The 16,737-nt window shown below is 64.8% G+C and carries 13 protein-coding genes; 5 read left to right on the top strand and 8 right to left on the bottom strand.

The window, feature by feature from the left end; genetic code table 11:
* Nucleotides 1-21: 21 nt before the first annotated feature.
* The 4 genes from MRBLMS1_RS07870 to MRBLMS1_RS07855 all read right to left on the bottom strand — a co-directional run bounded on the left by MRBLMS1_RS07870 (nt 22) and on the right by MRBLMS1_RS07855 (nt 4,309).
* Complete coding sequence (locus tag MRBLMS1_RS07870) at nt 22-2,304, bottom strand: RelA/SpoT family protein (RefSeq protein ID WP_456150739.1); 2,283 nt, start codon at nt 2,302-2,304, stop codon at nt 22-24.
* Between the two features lie 82 nt (nt 2,305-2,386).
* Complete coding sequence (gene rpoZ, locus MRBLMS1_RS07865; RefSeq protein WP_010400723.1) at nt 2,387-2,590, bottom strand: DNA-directed RNA polymerase subunit omega; 204 nt, start codon at nt 2,588-2,590, stop codon at nt 2,387-2,389.
* 54 nt (nt 2,591-2,644) lie between these two features.
* A complete protein-coding gene (gmk, locus tag MRBLMS1_RS07860; RefSeq protein WP_080753685.1) occupies nt 2,645-3,283 on the bottom strand; it encodes a guanylate kinase in 639 nt (212 codons plus the stop codon).
* A gap of 135 nt (nt 3,284-3,418) precedes the next feature.
* Nucleotides 3,419-4,309 carry a YicC/YloC family endoribonuclease gene (locus MRBLMS1_RS07855; RefSeq protein ID WP_034753986.1) on the bottom strand — a complete coding sequence of 297 codons (891 nt, stop codon included), beginning with the start codon at nt 4,307-4,309 and terminating at the stop codon, nt 3,419-3,421.
* Between the two features lie 303 nt (nt 4,310-4,612).
* Here MRBLMS1_RS07855 and rph point away from each other — a divergent pair, with 303 nt between their 5' ends.
* The 3 genes from rph (at nt 4,613) to hemW (ending at nt 7,335) form a co-directional block, all read left to right on the top strand.
* A complete protein-coding gene (rph, locus tag MRBLMS1_RS07850; protein WP_102294882.1) occupies nt 4,613-5,341 on the top strand; it encodes a ribonuclease PH in 729 nt (242 codons plus the stop codon).
* A 138-nt stretch (nt 5,342-5,479) separates the two neighbouring features.
* The gene (gene rdgB / locus MRBLMS1_RS07845; RefSeq protein ID WP_485878728.1) at nt 5,480-6,064 is read left to right on the top strand and encodes an RdgB/HAM1 family non-canonical purine NTP pyrophosphatase; all 585 of its coding nucleotides are present in this window, start codon (nt 5,480-5,482) and stop codon (nt 6,062-6,064) included.
* Nucleotides 6,061-7,335, top strand: coding sequence for a radical SAM family heme chaperone HemW (gene hemW / locus MRBLMS1_RS07840; protein ID WP_485878726.1), 1,275 nt, complete (start codon nt 6,061-6,063; stop codon nt 7,333-7,335). The genes rdgB and hemW overlap by 4 nt, the downstream gene beginning before the upstream one ends.
* Here hemW and MRBLMS1_RS07835 read toward each other — a convergent pair.
* The 3 genes from MRBLMS1_RS07835 to MRBLMS1_RS07825 all read right to left on the bottom strand — a co-directional run bounded on the left by MRBLMS1_RS07835 (nt 7,332) and on the right by MRBLMS1_RS07825 (nt 11,618).
* Nucleotides 7,332-8,507: a tetratricopeptide repeat protein gene (locus MRBLMS1_RS07835; protein ID WP_485878724.1), complete on the bottom strand. Its 1,176-nt coding sequence runs from the start codon at nt 8,505-8,507 to the stop codon at nt 7,332-7,334. The two genes, hemW and MRBLMS1_RS07835, sit on opposite strands and share 4 nt — an antisense overlap.
* Before the next feature lie 167 nt (nt 8,508-8,674).
* Nucleotides 8,675-10,405 (bottom strand): methyl-accepting chemotaxis protein, encoded by a 1,731-nt coding sequence (locus MRBLMS1_RS07830; protein WP_485878723.1) that lies wholly within the window; start codon nt 10,403-10,405, stop codon nt 8,675-8,677.
* Between the two features lie 121 nt (nt 10,406-10,526).
* The gene (locus tag MRBLMS1_RS07825; protein ID WP_485878721.1) at nt 10,527-11,618 is read right to left on the bottom strand and encodes a patatin-like phospholipase family protein; all 1,092 of its coding nucleotides are present in this window, start codon (nt 11,616-11,618) and stop codon (nt 10,527-10,529) included.
* Between the two features lie 169 nt (nt 11,619-11,787).
* Here MRBLMS1_RS07825 and MRBLMS1_RS07820 point away from each other — a divergent pair, with 169 nt between their 5' ends.
* Nucleotides 11,788-12,645 (top strand): hypothetical protein, encoded by an 858-nt coding sequence (locus MRBLMS1_RS07820; RefSeq protein WP_485878720.1) that lies wholly within the window; start codon nt 11,788-11,790, stop codon nt 12,643-12,645.
* A gap of 68 nt (nt 12,646-12,713) precedes the next feature.
* Here MRBLMS1_RS07820 and tal read toward each other — a convergent pair whose 3' ends face one another.
* The gene (tal, locus tag MRBLMS1_RS07815) at nt 12,714-13,649 is read right to left on the bottom strand and encodes a transaldolase (RefSeq protein WP_092710941.1); all 936 of its coding nucleotides are present in this window, start codon (nt 13,647-13,649) and stop codon (nt 12,714-12,716) included.
* A 207-nt stretch (nt 13,650-13,856) separates the two neighbouring features.
* Between tal and MRBLMS1_RS07810 the strand changes: the two genes are divergently transcribed.
* Nucleotides 13,857-16,730 (top strand): type VI secretion system Vgr family protein, encoded by a 2,874-nt coding sequence (locus MRBLMS1_RS07810; protein ID WP_485878718.1) that lies wholly within the window; start codon nt 13,857-13,859, stop codon nt 16,728-16,730.
* Nucleotides 16,731-16,737: the final 7 nt, after the last annotated feature.

The raw sequence follows: 16,737 nt of genomic DNA, 5'->3' as shown, positions 1-16,737 counted from the left end.
CCAGCTTTTTGCCAACAATTCTTAGTTACGCTCGCGCAGGATGCGGTTCACGCCGGCCACTCTGCGCACATTGCGCAGCAGGGCCGCCAGGTGGACCCGGTCCTTGACTTGCACGGTGAAGCGCAGCTGGTCGAGGACGTTGTCCTTGTCTTCGTCCATGCCCACATAGATGATGTTGGCGTCGGATTCGCCGATTTCGGCGGCGACTCTGGCCAGGATGCCCCGCTCGCTGTTGATCAGCACCTTGATGCGGCAGTCGAAACGGCGGTTCAGTTCGGTTCCCCAGCGCACGGCGATCCAGCGGTCCGGTTCCTTGGCGCGCTGGCGTTTCGCTTGCGAGCAGTCGCTCGTGTGCACGAGCAAGCCCTGGTCGCGGCGCAGCTGGCCGATGATCTGGTCGCCCGGGATCGGCAAGCAGCATGGCGCCAGTTGCACGGAGACGCCTTCGCTGCCGCAGATGGTGACAGGGTCGAGTTCGCTGCCGCTGTTGTGTTCCACCGGCATGCTGGCCGCTTCGCCGCCGATCAAGCCAAAAATGTGGCGCGCCACCAGGGTGGCCATGCGCTTGCCGATGCCGATGTCCGCATATAACTCGTCCATGGAATTGGCGCTCGATTCGTTGAGCAGGCGTTCGACCAGCGGTGCTTGCAGGTCGGCGTCGATGTTCAGGGTGTGCAGCGCCTGCGACAGCAGCTGCTGGCCCAGGGCGATCGATTCGGGCAGGTTGATCGTGCGCAGATGGTGGCGGATGGCCGAACGGGCCTTGCCTGTGCGCACGAACGACAGCCACGTCGGGCTGGGGCGCGACGAGGAATCGGTGATGATTTCCACGATGTCGCCATTGTGCAGCTCGGTGCGCAGGGGCGAGGTTTCGTTGTTGATCTTGACGGCCACGGTCTGGTCGCCGATGCCCGTGTGGATCGAGTAGGCGAAGTCGATGGCCGTGGCGCCGCGCGGCAGGGCGATGATCTTCGACTTCGGCGTAAACACGTAGACGGAATCGGGGAACAGGTCGACCTTGACGTGTTCGAGGAATTCGGCCGAGTCGCCCGTCTGCTGCTGGATGTCGAGCAGGGATTGCAGCCACGCATGCGTGCGCTGCTGCAGGTCGGACGGGTTCGATTCGCCGCTTTTGTAGAGCCAATGCGCCGCCACGCCGGACTCGGCCGTGCGGTGCATTTCCTGCGTGCGGATCTGGAATTCCACGGGCGTGCCGTACGGGCCGATGACGGTCGTGTGCAGCGACTGGTAGCCGTTCAGCTTGCGGATCGCGATGTAATCCTTGAACTTGCCCGGCATGGGCTTGTACAGGCTGTGCAGGGTGCCCAGGGTCACGTAACAGTCGGCAAAGCTGCCCACCACCACGCGGAAGCCGTACACGTCCAGCACTTGCGAGAACGACAAATGCTTGCTGCGCATCTTTTTATAGATGTCGTACAGGGTCTTTTCGCGGCCCGTGACGTCGGCCTCGAGTTCGGCCATGGACAAGGTGCTTTTCACCGCTTCCATGATCTTGTTGACCACTTCGCGCCGGTTGCCGCGCGCCGCCTTGACGGCTTTCGCCAGGGTGCGGTAGCGCATCGGGTACAGGTGCGAGAACGACAGGTCCTGCAGTTCGTGGTAGATGTTGTTCAGGCCGAGGCGGTGTGCGATCGGCACGTACACTTCCATGGTCTCGCTGGCGATGCGGCGCTTTTTCGCCGCCGTCATGAAGTCCAGGGTGCGCATATTGTGCAGGCGGTCGGCCAGCTTGATGAGGATCACGCGCACGTCGGACGCCATGGCCAGCAGCATCTTGCGGAAGTTTTCCGCCTGCGCTTCGATCTGGCTCTGGAATTCGATCTTTTCCAGCTTCGACAGGCCGTCGACCAGGTGCGCGACCGGTGCGCCGAAGCGCTCGATCAATTCATCCTTCTTGACGTCCTGGTCTTCCATGACGTCATGCAGCAGGGCGGCCATGATGGCTTGCGCGTCGAGCTTCCAGTCGGCGCAGATTTCGGCGACGGCGATCGGATGCGAGATATACGGCTCGCCCGAGCGGCGCATCTGGCCCAGGTGCATTTCGTCGGAGAAGCGGTAGGCTTCCTTGACTTTCTTCAGGTCGGCGGGAGACAGGTATTCGGCCAGCTTGTCGGCCAGATGGCTGACGGAGGCCACGCCGAGGGCGGGCGCTGGCGGTGCTGCGGGGGTATTGCTGCCGGACGTGCCGGTGCCGGGCGCGGAAGCGCCCTGCGATTTTGCCGCCTGGCGCGGGGCCAGGGGCGGCAGTGCTGCGGAAGTCGTGTCGGCTGGGGTCAGACTCATAAAACGTCGCGTTGCTTCACAGTGTGAATAAAGGATACGGTAGAACCAGGGGTCAGCACTGTTCCGGCACGCGGGTTCCCAATTACATCGGGACCTTTTTCAGCATTTCGATGCCGACTTTACCGGCAGCGATTTCACGCAGTGCGACAACGGTAGGCTTGTCCTTGGCTTCCACCTTCGGGGTGTGGCCTTGCAACAACTGACGTGCGCGATAAGTCGCAGCCAGGGTCAGCTGGAAACGGTTAGGGATCTGCTTCAGGCAATCTTCGATTGTGATACGGGCCATAGTAACTCCTAAATTTGTGTGCGTGGTGCTGTGTGAACTGGCGTGCAGAGACGATTATTCTGCGTGCAGGCCCAGCTGGGCGAATAGCGATGCGTTGCGGGCCGCTTGTTGCGCAAACCGGCAACGGGCCGCTCTCACGATCGCGCTCAGTTCGGACAAAGCGACCGTAAACTCTTCATTGATAATAACATACTCGAACTCGGGAGCGTGTGCGATTTCGCCGCCGGCCGCCAGCAGGCGGCGCGTGATCACGTGCGGCTCGTCCTGGCCGCGCTTGTTCAAGCGTTCTTCCAGCGCATCGATCGATGGCGGCAGGATGAAAATACCGGCCGCGCGGGGAAATTGCTTGCGCACCTGGCGCGCGCCCTGCCAGTCGATTTCCAGCAGGATGTCGGTGCCGGCGGCCATTTGCTGTTCCACCATGATGCGCGAGGTGCCGTAGTAATTGCCATGCACTTCCGCCCATTCCAGGAATTCGCCCTGGTCGGCGCGCGCGACAAAGTCTTCCGCCGTCGTGAAATAGTACTCGCGGCCATGCTGCTCGCCCGGACGGGGCGCGCGCGTGGTGGTCGAGATCGACAATTTGATGCCGGGCTCTTGCGCCAGCAATGCATTGACCAGTGTCGATTTGCCGGCGCCCGATGGCGCGGCAACCACGAACAGGCTGCCGGAGAAGGCGGTAGGGTGGCTCATGCGGATCTTTCAATAATCGTGTTGTTGGCGCCGGTGCTTGCGCGAGCGGCGCCCAATCCGGTATTTTACCAAGAGGCAAGGCGGCGAGCCAGTCCCAAAGCGGCCGGCATGGAGGATGCCTGGCCAGGCTGGCCCTTATTCCAGGTTCTGCACCTGTTCGCGCATCTGCTCGATCAGCAGCTTCAAGTCCATCGAGGCGTCGGCCAGTTCCTTGACGGATGCCTTGGCGCCCAGGGTATTGGCTTCGCGGTTCAGTTCCTGCATCATGAAGTCGAGGCGCTTGCCCACTTGGCCGCCCTTGGTGAGAATGTGGCGCGTTTCGCCCAGGTGGGCCGATAGGCGCGCCAGTTCTTCCGACACGTCAATGCGGATGCCGTACAAAATCACTTCCTGGCGGATGCGTTCCATGGCGTCCTGGCGCGACAGGGCCGAATTCGAGCCCTGGCTGGCCAGGCCCAGCGCATCCTGCATGCGTTCGATGGCTTTTTGCTGGAAGGCCGCCACCACTTGCGGTATCAATGGCGTGATGCGCTTGACGATGGCTTCCATCGCTTCGATGCGCGACACGAGCACGGCTTCGAGCGCCGCGCCTTCGCGCTTGCGGCTGTCGACGAAGGCGGCCACGGTGCGCTTGGTCAGCGCGCCCACGTCCGCCTGCAGGGACTCTTGTCCCACTTGCGCTTCTTCGATGACGCCAGGCCAGCGCAGCAGTTCGGCCACCGTCATGACGGGCGCGGAGACAAAATGCTGGCCCACTTCGTTTTGCAGGCGCGCCAGTTCGGTCAGCAGGGGCAGGTTCAGCGCCTGCGTGCCGGCCGTCGCGGCCTTGCGGCCAAAGCTCAGGCGTACCTCGACTTTGCCGCGCGTGATGGCGGACATGACGGCGGCGCGCAAATCAGGCTCCAGGGCCCGCAGATCGTCGTTGATCCGGAATTGCAGGTCGAGAAAGCGCGAGTTGACGCTCTTGATTTCAATTGTCAGTGTGCCTGCAGCACCTTCGCTGGTGGCAACCGCGTAGCCTGTCATGCTTGAAATGCTCAAAGGATTCCCCGATTTGGTCTTGTATACAGTCACTTATACACTTAATCAGCCGGCGCAGGCAATACCGCCCGCGCCGCAAAACAGGACCGAAGTGCCCGATGGCCTGAAAATTGCTGAATAGTGTGCGTTTTACGGCATTGTAAAGAAAATTGTGTTTGGCGGGGCAGGATTGTATGGATCATGTGTGCGCCGCCCGCCATTGCGCTCTGCGCTGTTGCATGGCCGCAAATAGACGGGCGCGCGGTGGTAGAATCGCTGCCGCAACCCCAATCACACAGGACATCCCCCATGACATTCGAATCCCGCCCGAGCGGCCGCGCCGTCGATGCGCTGCGCGCCATCCGCATCACCCGCCAGTACACCAAGCATGCCGAAGGCTCGGTGCTGATCGAGTGCGGCGACACCAAGGTCATCTGCACCGCCAGCATCGAAGACAAGGTGCCGGGCTTCCTGAAGGGCAAGGGCCAGGGCTGGTTGACGGCCGAGTACGGCATGCTGCCCCGCTCGACGCACACGCGCATGGACCGCGAAGCGGCGCGCGGCAAGCAGTCGGGCCGCACGCAGGAAATCCAGCGCCTGATCGGTCGCTCGCTGCGCGCCGCCTTCGATTTGCAGGCATTCGGCGAACGCACCCTGCACCTCGATTGCGACGTGATCCAGGCCGACGGCGGCACGCGCACGGCTTCGATCACGGGTGCCATGGTGGCCGCGTATGACGCGTTTACCCAGTTGCAGGCACGCGGCGCGATCACCGCCATTCCCGTGAAAAGCTTTGTCGCCGCCATCTCGGTGGGCGTCTACCAGGGCATGCCGGTGCTGGACCTCGACTACGTGGAAGACTCGGGCTGCGACACGGACATGAACGTGGTGATGACGGAAGCGGGCCACTTCATCGAAGTGCAGGGCACGGCCGAAGGCGCCGCATTCGACCGCGCCGGCATGAACCGCTTGCTGGACCTGGCGCAGGGCGGCATCGCCGATCTGATCGCCATGCAGAAGCAGGCTTTGGGGATCTGATCTTTACACAGATTTACACATCGCCGCCCGCCGCGCCGGGCAACAAGCCCGCTTTTGCCGCCGTCGAGCGCGGCGGTGGGCCAAGGTGAGGGGAGCGCAAAAGGTTTACAATGTCGGCACTTCAACCGGACTACTGACATGACCCAACGCCTCATCCTCGCCTCCAACAACGCCGGCAAGCTCAAGGAATTCAACGAGCTGCTCTCGACCATCGGTTTTTCCGTCCACGCCCAGGGCGAGTATGACGTGCCGGAAAGCGACGAGCCGTTCCACACCTTCGTTGAAAATGCGCTGCAGAAGGCGCGCCACGCGTCGCGCCTGACGGGCTTGCCGGCGCTGGCCGACGATTCCGGCGTGTGCGTCAATGCGCTGGGCGGCGCGCCGGGCGTGTACTCGGCCCGCTATGCGGGCGAGCCGAAATCGGATGCGGCCAACAGCGCCAAGCTGATCGCCGACCTCGAGGCGCATGCCGACAAATCCGCGTATTACTACTGCGTGCTGGTGTACGTGCGCCATGCGGACGACCCGCAGCCGGTGATCGCCGACGGCCGCTGGAATGGCGAGATGGTCCAGACGCCGCGCGGCAACGGCGGCTTCGGCTACGATCCGCATTTCTTCCTTCCCGCGCTGGGCAAGTGCGCGGCCGAACTGACGTCCGATGAAAAGAACGCGCTGTCGCACCGTGGCCAGGCCCTGCGCGCGCTGGTGGAAAAGCTGCGATGATCCCGATCAAACTGGTGGGCGCCGTCGCCAAGTCGGCAGCCAAGCCCGGCACCGCTCCCGCGCCGCAGGAAGGCATTTCCGGGGCGGCCGGGGCGGCCCTGAAATACCTGCAGCCGGGCGCGCTGAATCTGACGGCCCTGCCGCCGCTGTCGCTATATATCCATTTCCCGTGGTGCGTGAAAAAATGCCCGTATTGCGATTTCAATTCGCACGAGGTGCGCGGCGATTTGCCGGAAGCCGAATACCTGGCCGCCCTGCGGCTGGACCTGGAAATGGCGCTGCCGCTGATCTGGGGCCGCAAGATCCACACGATTTTCATCGGCGGCGGCACACCCAGCCTGATGTCGGCGGCGGGCCTGGACCGTTTGATGTCGGACGTGCGCACCCTGCTGCCACTGGAGCCCGATTGCGAAATCACCATGGAAGCCAATCCGGGCACCTTTGAAGCGGAAAAATTCAAGTCCTACCGGGCCAGCGGCATCAACCGTTTGTCGATCGGCATCCAGAGCTTCAATGGCCGCCATTTGCAGGCACTGGGGCGCATCCACGACGACAACGAGGCGCGCCGCGCGGTGGAGATCGCGCACGCCAACTTCGACAATTTCAACCTCGACCTGATGTACGCGCTGCCCACGCAGACGCTGGACGAGGCGCGGCAGGACCTGGAAATGGCGCTGTCGTTCGCGCCGCCGCACCTGTCGCTGTATCACCTGACCCTGGAGCCGAACACGCTGTTCGCCAAGTATCCGCCCGTGCTGCCGGACGACGACGAGAGCGCCGACATCGCCGACATGGTCGCCGCGCGCGCGGCGCAGGCGGGCTACGGCCGCTATGAAGTGTCGGCCTATGCGCAGCCGGGCCGCCAGGCCAAGCACAACCGCAATTACTGGGAATTCGGCGACTACCTGGGTATCGGCGCGGGTGCGCATTCGAAGATTTCGTTCCCGCACCGCGTGCTGCGCCAGGCCCGCTACAAGCAGCCGCGCGCCTACATGGACGCGGTACTGGCCGGCAACCCGGTGCAGGAAGAGCGCGAACTGGCGCGCGAGGAAATGGGTTTTGAATTCATGCTCAATACCCTGCGCCTGACGCAGGGTTTTGCGCCGAACCTGTTCGCCGAGCGCACGGGCCTGGCCCTCAACGCCATCGAGCAGCCGCTCAATGCGGCCGAAGCGAAAGGCTTGCTGTACCGCGACCACCAGGTCATCCGCCCGACGGAACGGGGATTGTGCTTCCTGAACGATCTGCAGCAGATGTTCCTGGAAGATTAATGCGTGGTGACGGCGCGCAGGCGCTGCAGCTTGGCCGCATAGAGCGTGTGGTCGCTGCGCGTGGTGCTGCTGCTCATCGCCAGTTCCAGCTGCTTGCCGGCCTGCTCCAGCTGGCCCAGGCGCGCATAGGCTTGCGCCAGCCAGAAGTGGAACTCGTGGTAGTACGGGTCGCGCGCGATTTCACGTGAAAACAGCTGTATCGCCCGCACGTAATCGTTTTGCTGCATGGCCGCCTTGCCCAGGTTGAAGTAGTGGAAAGGCGGCTGCGGCTGCAGCGCCAGCAGGCGCCGGCGCAGCGGCAGCGCTTCATTCTGCAGGCCGGACGCTTCCAGCGCCTGCGCCAGGTTCGACAGCAGCACCGTGTTGTCCGGCGCGCGCGTCAGCGCATGGGCGAACGTGCGCCGCGCTTGCGCCAGGTTGCCATGGCGGAACTGGACCACACCCAGGGTGTTGTAGGCGCCGGTGAACGAGGGGTCCTGCAGCAGCGCTGCCCGGGCCCACCAATACGCCTGGTCCAGCTGGCCTTCGCTCATGCTTTCGGCGGCTCGGTTGTTCATGTACATGGCGAGCACGGTTGCTTCGTCGAGTTCCCGCGTGCGATAGCTGCCCATCTCCGCGGACGGCAGGAAATCGATCACCATCATGCCCTTGGCATCGTACCTGCCGGATTTGTCGTCCAGCCGCTGGCCCAGTACGAGGTTGACGTGGCCGGCGACAAAATACATGTCGCCGCTGCGGCTCCAGCTTTCTTCACCGAGCACCTCCTGGTAGCGCACTTGCAAGCCCATTTCATGCGCCAGCACCGCCGTCATGATCACCAGCGACAGGCAGTTGCCCTGGCGCGCCGCGAACGTTTCGCGCGCATTGCGCGTCATGGCCGCATCGTATTCGAGTTTCAGCCTGCTCTTGTCGTACAGGGCGTCATACAGGGCCGCGCGGTCGTTCTTGTTGCGCGCCTCGCGCCGCACTTGTGTGCGCACATACTGGCGCATGGGCTCGTCGATGGCAAAGACCTGGCTGGCGTCGATGGCGGCGGCCGGGGCGAAATCGCTGTCGTTGAAGATGGGGGGCAGGCTGGCAGGCGGTGCGACGCTGCAGGCCGCCAAAACACAGCAGAGCAGGGCGGCACCCAGGTGCTTGAAGCAAGGGGCGGAAACAAGATAGGGGCGCATGGTCTCTCCCTGGAGGCGCCGGCTGTCTCATGTCCCGGTGGCGCGCCAGTCCCACCTGAAACCAGTATCGGCGCGCCTGGCGCCGCTGTCAAATAGTTTCAAGCGCCTTGCCGCCGCCGGCACGGCGCTTGAAACTGTGCTTGAAAACCGGGCTTGAACCCCCGGGCTTAAAATTCTTCCCAGTCGTCGCCGGCGATGTGCGATGGCGTTTTGTGCGCCGCCGCACCGGCCGCCTTGGGTGCTGCCGGCTTGCCGGCCGTGGCCTGGGACTGGCGTGGCGCGAGTTTTTGCGTGCTGGCAATGGCGGCCTTGGCTGGCCGCGCGGCGCGCACGGGCGCCGCCGCGACGACGTGTTCGAGCTGGAAGCCGGCCGCCACTTGCGCCAGGCGCGCGGCCTGGTCCTGCATGCTTTCGGCCGCGGCCGCCGCTTGTTCCACCAGGGCCGCATTTTGCTGCGTCACCTGGTCCATCTGCGCGATGGCCTGGTTGACCTGGTCGATGCCCAGGCTTTGTTCGGCACTGGCGGCGGTGATCTCGGCCATGATGTCGGTGACCCTGCGCACGCTGTCGACCACTTCACCCATGGTGCTGCCCGCCTGCTGCACCAGCCGCGTGCCATTGTTGACCTGTTCCACCGAGTCGCCGATCAGGGTCTTGATTTCGCGCGCCGCCGCGGCCGAGCGCTGCGCCAGGCTGCGCACTTCCGTGGCGACGACGGCAAAGCCGCGTCCCTGCTCGCCGGCGCGCGCCGCTTCGACGGCCGCGTTCAAGGCCAAGATATTCGTCTGGAAGGCGATGCCGTCGATGACGCCGATGATGTCGACGATTTTCGTCGATGCCGTATCGATGGCGCCCATGGTGTCGACCACCTGGCTGACGATGCTGCCGCCCCGTTCGGCCACGCCGGACGCGGCCACCGCCATCTGGTTGGCCTGGCGCGCATTGTCCGCATTCTGCTTGACGGTGCTGGTCAATTCTTCCATCGACGACGCCGTCTCTTCCAGCGAGCTGGCCTGCTGCTCCGTGCGGGCCGACAAATCCTGGTTGCCGGCGGCGATTTCGCCCGACGCCGTGGCGATCGCATTGGTGCCCGTCTGCACTTCCGATACCACCTTGCGCAGCGCCTCGTTCATGCCGTGCAGCGCGCGCATCAGGTCGCCGATTTCATCGCTGGCGGCCTTGCCGAAATGCGTGCGCAAGTCACCCGCAGCGACCGTTTCGGCCACCTTCACGGCCGCCTGCAGGGGCACGGTGATCGAGCGCGTGATCAGCCAGGCGCAGACGCTGCCCAGCGCCACCACCAGCGCGCACAAGGTCAGCAGCAGGGTGAAGCTGCGCCCGTTGGCCGTCTCGATCGCTTGCGCCGTGGCGTCGATGGCCTGGCGCTGTTGCGACAGCAGGGCCTTGACGTTGTTCTGGTATTTGGCGGCGGCCGGCGCGAAGCTGTCGCGGTAGGTGCTTTCCGCCTGCGCCGCGTCGCCGGCCTTGCGCGCATTCATTACCAGGGTCTTGGCATCCTGGTACTTGACGCGCTCGGCGATGGACGATTTGAAAATGGCTTTTTCCTCGTCGCTGTCGAGCAGCGCCTCGATTTTCTTCAGCAGTTCGCTACCCTGTTTGGTGCTGTCGGCGATGGTGTCGGCAAACACGTTGGACAGCGTTTCATCCGTGCTTTTGGCAATCATCGAGGTGCGCGCGATGGCCGAATAGATCAGCACGTACCAGTCCGATACGAGGCGTTCCTTGGCCAGCGGTTTTTCCATCATTTGCCGCGTCGCTTCGGCATTCACGTGAGCGCTGTACAGCGCGTACGAGGTGGAAATCACGGACAGCAGCAGCACCAGCGCGAAGCCTGCAGCCAGGCGCGTGCCGATACGAAGGTGGGAGAGGGCGTGCATGGTTGGAACTCCTGTCGCAGAGGGGATTTAATTGCCTGTGCGACATAGTATGCACTGAGAAGTGACCAAGAGGCGAGCGAAACGCGCGCTTGTGTCGGCGTCTGTTGCAGCCACGCCCGTGCTACAGATGGCCCGCCTGGCGCAAGTCCGGCTGCTCGGCCCAGCGGGCGAAGGCGGCCGCCATGCGCTCGCTTTCCGCGATGGCGCGGCGCCAGTCGCGCATGCGTGCCGCGTGATCCTGGCCGTAGTGGGGAAAGTCGCGCCGGTCCGGCAGTTTGCCATTGGGCAGGCTGGCCACGAAGGAGGGCGACGGTGAGACGAGGATCATGTTGTCGAGTGCGCTATCGCCGCTGCGCGCGCGGCGCCAGGGCATGGCCTTGTCCAGCCAGCCCGGCACGATATGGTCGGCAAAATGCGGGTACAGCACGAGGTCCGGTTCACGCTGGTAGGGCAGGTGCAGATGGTAGTCGACCAGGCCGCCGTCCCAGTAGCGCCCGGGCGGCGCGCCGGCGATGTCCGTGACCGCATCGAGCACCAGCGGGATGGAGCCGGAGGCCAGCAGCGCGTCGCGCAGGTTGTCTTGTGCCAGCGGCACGAAGTGGGAATGAAAGGCGTCGAAGCGCGAACGCAGCCAGCTGGCGCCGTCCGGTCCGGCATGGAACACGGCGCGCTCCAGCGAGGCGGCCAGGCGCGCGCGCGCCACGGCGTTGCCGGCGGCGGCCAGCAGGAAGCCGCCCCGGTCGCGCCATTTGCCCGGCTGCGCCAGCGCGCCGACGCCGCGCACGGCCAGCACCGACAGGCTGTGGCGCTCGTGCCGCAGCAGCTGCGCATCCTGGCCATCGAGGACGGCGTCGAGCAGGGCGCGGCACGTGCGGCTGACGTGCGCCGCCTCGGGTTTGTCGGGATAGCGCTGGCCCACGTATTCGCGCACCAGGCGACGCTGCGCGGCCACCGGGTCGGGAAACACGGCGGCGGCCATGCGCCAGGCGCCGATCGAGGCGCCGACGAAGTGGCGCGGGCGCGGCGCCTGCGGCAGGAACTCGCCGAACAGCCAGCAATCGAGCTGGTGCAGGATCAAGCCTTTCGGTCCGCCCGCGGCGGCAGGGACGATGGCGATGTCGCTGGCGCGCACCCCGTTGTCGGCGATGCGCGCCCGGGCGCGGCGGCCCAGGCGGATGGTGATGGCGGATGAAAGCGGCAGGGGGAAGGACATGCGCGTGGCGGCTGGTGGCGGTTGCTTATTGTAGCGATTGTAGCGTCATGCCGCGCCAGAGGGCGGTGGCAGGCGTGCGACAGTTGAGAGGAAAAAGCAATATTATTTGAAAACTAAAGATGCTTTTGCAAGCGTGCCGTCCTTGCCTTTTTTGACTGATAAGAGATACATGAAAAAACCAATCTGCGCCCCCTGCCTTGTTCTGCCAGTCTTGCTGGCCGCCACTCTCAGCGCCTGCGGCGGCGGCTCTTCCTCTTCCGATGCCCAGGTCTCCGCGAATCCTTCCCAGCCCGTCAATCCGGCCCCGCCGGTGACACCGGTCACCCCGCCGCCCGCCGGCAGCGACACGGGCAGCGTCAGCGCACCGTTTGCGAAGGGACTGAGCCCGCGCTACCTGCTGCTGGCCGTTGCCAGCCAGGCCTACGGCACCTTGGGCAGCGTTGCGCAAGACGGTTCCGGCGCCCTGAGCGAGATCTCCGGCGCCAGCTTCAGCGGCACACCCGCCATCACGCGCGACATCAGCGGCGACGCGGCATTTGCGCAGGGACGCTGGTTCACCGGCACGATCACGCGCAGCAGCGGCAGCACGGTCATGAGCGGCAATAATGCCAGCGCCCATTACAGCGTCTACAACACGGTGGCGGCCTTGCCTTTCACCGGCGCCTTCCAATGCGATGCGGGCAAGTTCACGGCGCCCAGCTATACGGGCGGCGCCAGCGTGCAGCAGGGCGGCTATTTCGGCACGGCCAGCGGCAGCGCCACCTTGTCCTTCGGCACGGCAGGCGCCACACTGGCCATGACGGTCGATGCCACGGCCGGCGGCAGCACCGGCAAGGCCAGCGGCACGGGCACGATCAACACGCCGGACATGACGGTCATCAGCGGCGGCTTCCTGGGCGGCAGCTCGGGCATGCTGCTAGCGCTGGGCGACGGCGGTACGGGGAGCTACCTCGTCACGGGCGGCTACAAGGTGGTCTTGGCGAATGGCGCCAATTACCAGGGCGTGGCCACGTTCCGCTGCTCCTGATCGCACGGGCATGAAAAAAGCGGCGTCCGTGCAATGCACGGACGCCGCTTTTTTTTCGTGAGCCGGAATTAACGCAGTGCCGCGATCATCTGTTTCAGCTTGCCGGAATCGACGCAGAAAGCGCGGATGCCTTCGGCCAGTTTTTCCGTCGCCATCGCGTCTTCATTCATCATGAAGCGGAACGCTTCTTCGTTCAGCGACATTTGCACGACGTTGGTCGATGGCGCCGCTTCGGCGCTCAGCTTGCGTTCCACCGGCGCATCGCTGTCGGCCAGTTTTTGCAGCAGGTCGGGGCTGATGGTGAGCAGGTCGCAGCCGGCCAGTTCGAGGATTTGCGACGTGTTGCGGAAGCTCGCGCCCATCACCTCGGTCTTGTAGCCGAACTTGCGGTAGTAATTGTAGATGCGGCGGACCGATTGCACGCCCGGATCTTCCGCGCCCATGTAGTCGATGCCTGTCGATTTCTTGTACCAGTCGTAGATGCGGCCAACGAACGGCGAAATGAGCTGGGCGCCCGCTTCGGCGCAGGCAATCGCCTGGGCCAGCGAGAACAGCAGAGTCATGTTGCAGCGGATGCCTTCCTTTTCCAGGATGGCGGCGGCGCGGATGCCTTCCCAGGTGGAGGCGATCTTGATCAGCACGCGCTCGCGCGGAATGCCTGCGTTCGAATACAGGGCGATCAGGTCGCGGCCCTTGGCGACCGTGCCTTCCGTGTCGAACGACAGGCGCGCATCGACTTCGGTGGAGACGCGGCCGGGGATGGTTTGCAGGATTTCCACGCCAAAGGCGATCAGCAGGCGGTCGATGATTTCGGCGGTCGAGGCGTTCGGATGGTCGCGCACGGCCTTTTCCAGCAGCGGCTTGTATTCATCCTTTTGCACGGCCTTCAGGATCAGCGACGGATTCGTCGTCGCATCGCGCGGCGTGTATGCCTGGATCGATTGGAAGTCGCCGGTGTCGGCCACCACGGTAGTAAATTGCTTCAGTTGTTCGAGTTGGTTCATGGCTGCACGGGAAAGAGTGAATGGGCTTGCCGGGCTATTGTACCGAATTCACTGCCTGAAGCATCGACTATTGGCTTGCCCGCGCACTACTTGCTCAATTGAATCTTGCTTTTTTGAGAACTCGCGCATAATTGCCTGGACTTGTTTATTTTGCACATTGTTTTAATAAGCAATGTGCGATGCCACTCTCCAGATGAAGAGCATCTTTTGACACAAGATATCGTTAGCGCGGTAGCCGCCTTCAACGGCGAGACACGCCTGTATGCATTGTCCATCGGCGATGATGGACAGGACAGCGGCTTGCTGGTCGAAGCCTTTGCCGCCGACGAGCGGTTGCAGGAGGTTGGCGCGCGCGACATCATCGCCTTGTCCACCAGCGCCCATGTGGCGCTGGCGTCGCTGCTGGGCCAGCCTGCCAGCCTGCACGTCAGCCTGGCGGACGGTACGCGCACCCCATTTTCCGGCTATATCAGCGCCGCCGCCACGCTGGGCAGCAATGGCGGCCTGGCGCGCTACCGGCTGCGCATCACCCCATGGCTGTGGCTGCTGACCCAGGCGCGCAACAGCCGCGTCTGGCAAGACCGCAGCGTGACGGCCATCGTCGACGAGGTCTTGCAGGCCTATGCGCCATACGCGCTGTGGCGCTGGAGCGACGAGGTGGCGTCATTCATGCAGGAGGCGGGCGAGCGCAGCTATTGCTGCCAGTACCGGGAGTCGGACTACGATTTCGTGCGCCGGCTGCTGACGGAAGAGGGGCTGGCCTGGCGGTTTGACGGTCAGACCATGATCGTCTTTGCCGACAGCAGCCAGGCGTGCGCCACGCCCGAGGACGCCAGCAGCGCGCAAGGCGGCTTGCGCTTTCATGGCGCCAGGGCCAGCGAAGCGAGTGACAGCGTGCAGGCGCTGTGCGCTCGGCGCAGCCTGCATGTGGGGCTGAGTAGCGTGCTGAGCTACGATTACAAGGCCAAAAAGGCGGTCGCCGCCAGCGTGCCGACGAATATGGCCATCGGCGGCAAGCATGCTCCAGTGCTGGAAAGCTACGATACGCCGGGCCAGTACTGGTATGCGAATGGCGTGCAGGCGCAGCACTATGCGGCATTGCAGATGCAGTCGCGCGAAGCGCGCGCCCAGTTGTGGCAGGCGCGCTCGACCGTGCGTACCTTGCGCGCCGGCACGCGCTTTACCCTGACGCAGGGGCCGTTGCCGCAGGCCGATGGTGCCGCGTCCGAATATGTCGTGCTCCGGGTGGCCAGCATCGGCATCAACAACCTGCCGGCGCCCGCCTCGCAGGCGCTGGCAGAACTGTTCGGACCGCTGCCGGAACTGCTGGACGAAGCCATGCCCGGGCTGGGCGACGGCTTTGCCGACTTTGCCACCGCGATCGCCCAGGCGCAAGCCAGCGGTTACGCCAACTGCATCGAGATGATTGCCGCGGCAACGCCATGGCGCCCTGTGCATGGCGACAACGATGTACGCCACCACCCGACACCGACGGCCTGCGGCAGCCAGAGCGCCATCGTCGTCGGCGCCGACGGCGGCACCAGCGCGAGCGGCGGCAGCGAAATCCATTGCGACAAGCTGGGCCGGGTGCGCATCCGTTTCCACTGGCAACTTGAGGGCGGCGCCACCTGCTGGGTACGGGTGGCGCAGCGCGCGGCCGGCGGCGGCATGGGCAGCCAGTTCCTGCCGCGCATCGGCCAGGAAGTGCTGGTGCAATTCCTGGAAAACGATATCGACCGGCCCATCATCGTCGGCGCCCTGTACAACGGGCAAGGCGAGGGCGGCGTCGCGCCCACGCCGGGCGGCGTCACGGACAAACCCGCGGACGCCAGCGTATTCGAGCCGGCGCGCGACCATGCGCCCTCGGCCCAGGGCAACGTGGCGGGCGGCAACAGCCCGCTCTGGCATGGCGCGGCCGGCGGCAGCGCGGGCCACCGCAACGGTGCCGCGCAATGGGGCATCCGCAGCAAGGAATTCGGTACCGCCGGCTCCGGCTCTGGCTCTGGCTCTGGCTATAACCAGCTGCTGTTCGACGATACGGACCAGCAAGGGCGTATCGAGCTCAAGAGCAGCCATGCGGCCAGCGCGCTCAGTCTTGGCCACCTGATCCATGCGGCCGACAATTACCGGGGCAGCCTGCGCGGCCTGGGCGCGGAACTGCGCACCGACGATTACGGCGCCGTGCGGGCCGGGGCCGGGCTCTTGATTTCCAGCTACCTCGTCAACCACGACGCGCAGGCGCGCGATCCGGCCGGCGACAATGCGCCGGGCATGGTCTTGCTCAAGCAGGCGGCCAAGCTGGGCGAAACCTTCAGCGCCGCCGCCGTCACGCACAAGACGGTCGCGTATGCCAGCCACCTGGGCCCGGCCAAGGCGAACACCAGCGTGCTGGACGAAAAGGCGGCGCCCCTGCAAGCCTTCCTCACCACCGCCTCCGGCATGCTGAGCCAGGAAAATACGGCCGCCGCCAGGCGCGACGCAGCGGGCAAGCCGACCAGTCCCGGCGACGACAAGCTGCCGCACAGCAGCGACGCCATCATCGCCATCGCCGCCCGCGCCGGCCTGGGCGTGCTGGCGGGCCAGGACATCCAGTTGGCGAATGGCGAAACCACCTCCCTGATGAGCGGCCAGGACACCCAGTTCGTCGGCGGCGGCCAGTTGCGCGTGCACAGCGGCCAGGCCATCGGCGCGCTGGCCGGCGTCGTCAAGGCGGGCGAGAACAATATCGGCCTGCAACTGATCGCCGCCAAACAGGCCATCGAGTTCGAGGCGCAGGCCGACGTGCTCAACGTGCAGGCGCGCGAGGAAGTCAATATCGTCAGCGCCGCCGCGCACATCGACTGGGCGGCGGCGAAAAGCATCCGCCTGTCGACGGCGGGCGGGGCGAACATCACGATCGAGGGCGGCAACATCACCGTGCAGTGTCCGGGCAAGATCACGGTGCATGCCGGCAAGAAGAGTTTTATCGGTCCGACACGGCTCGCTTATCCATTGCCGGCGCTGCCTGCCAGCGTCTGCAAAGCGTGTCTGCTGGCAGCGTTGCGTAGCGGCAGCCCGTTTGTCGCGCCCACGGCAGCCTAGAAAAGGA

The organism is Massilia sp. LMS1-1-1.1, assembly GCF_040815535.1.
Classification (GTDB): domain Bacteria; phylum Pseudomonadota; class Gammaproteobacteria; order Burkholderiales; family Burkholderiaceae_D; genus Janthinobacterium; species Janthinobacterium aestuarii.
The sequence above is the reverse complement of the archived record's forward strand: the minus strand, read 5'-3'. Positions and strand labels throughout refer to the sequence as shown.

Coding starts and splice junctions, on each gene's coding strand:
- MRBLMS1_RS07870 (WP_456150739.1), bottom strand. CDS start 2,304: ATGAGTCTGACCCCAGCCGACACGACTTCCGCAGCACTGCCGCCCCTG.
- rpoZ (WP_010400723.1), bottom strand. CDS start 2,590: ATGGCCCGTATCACAATCGAAGATTGCCTGAAGCAGATCCCTAACCGT.
- gmk (WP_080753685.1), bottom strand. CDS start 3,283: ATGAGCCACCCTACCGCCTTCTCCGGCAGCCTGTTCGTGGTTGCCGCG.
- MRBLMS1_RS07855 (WP_034753986.1), bottom strand. CDS start 4,309: ATGACAGGCTACGCGGTTGCCACCAGCGAAGGTGCTGCAGGCACACTG.
- rph (WP_102294882.1), top strand. CDS start 4,613: ATGACATTCGAATCCCGCCCGAGCGGCCGCGCCGTCGATGCGCTGCGC.
- rdgB (WP_485878728.1), top strand. CDS start 5,480: ATGACCCAACGCCTCATCCTCGCCTCCAACAACGCCGGCAAGCTCAAG.
- hemW (WP_485878726.1), top strand. CDS start 6,061: ATGATCCCGATCAAACTGGTGGGCGCCGTCGCCAAGTCGGCAGCCAAG.
- MRBLMS1_RS07835 (WP_485878724.1), bottom strand. CDS start 8,507: ATGCGCCCCTATCTTGTTTCCGCCCCTTGCTTCAAGCACCTGGGTGCC.
- MRBLMS1_RS07830 (WP_485878723.1), bottom strand. CDS start 10,405: ATGCACGCCCTCTCCCACCTTCGTATCGGCACGCGCCTGGCTGCAGGC.
- MRBLMS1_RS07825 (WP_485878721.1), bottom strand. CDS start 11,618: ATGTCCTTCCCCCTGCCGCTTTCATCCGCCATCACCATCCGCCTGGGC.
- MRBLMS1_RS07820 (WP_485878720.1), top strand. CDS start 11,788: ATGAAAAAACCAATCTGCGCCCCCTGCCTTGTTCTGCCAGTCTTGCTG.
- tal (WP_092710941.1), bottom strand. CDS start 13,649: ATGAACCAACTCGAACAACTGAAGCAATTTACTACCGTGGTGGCCGAC.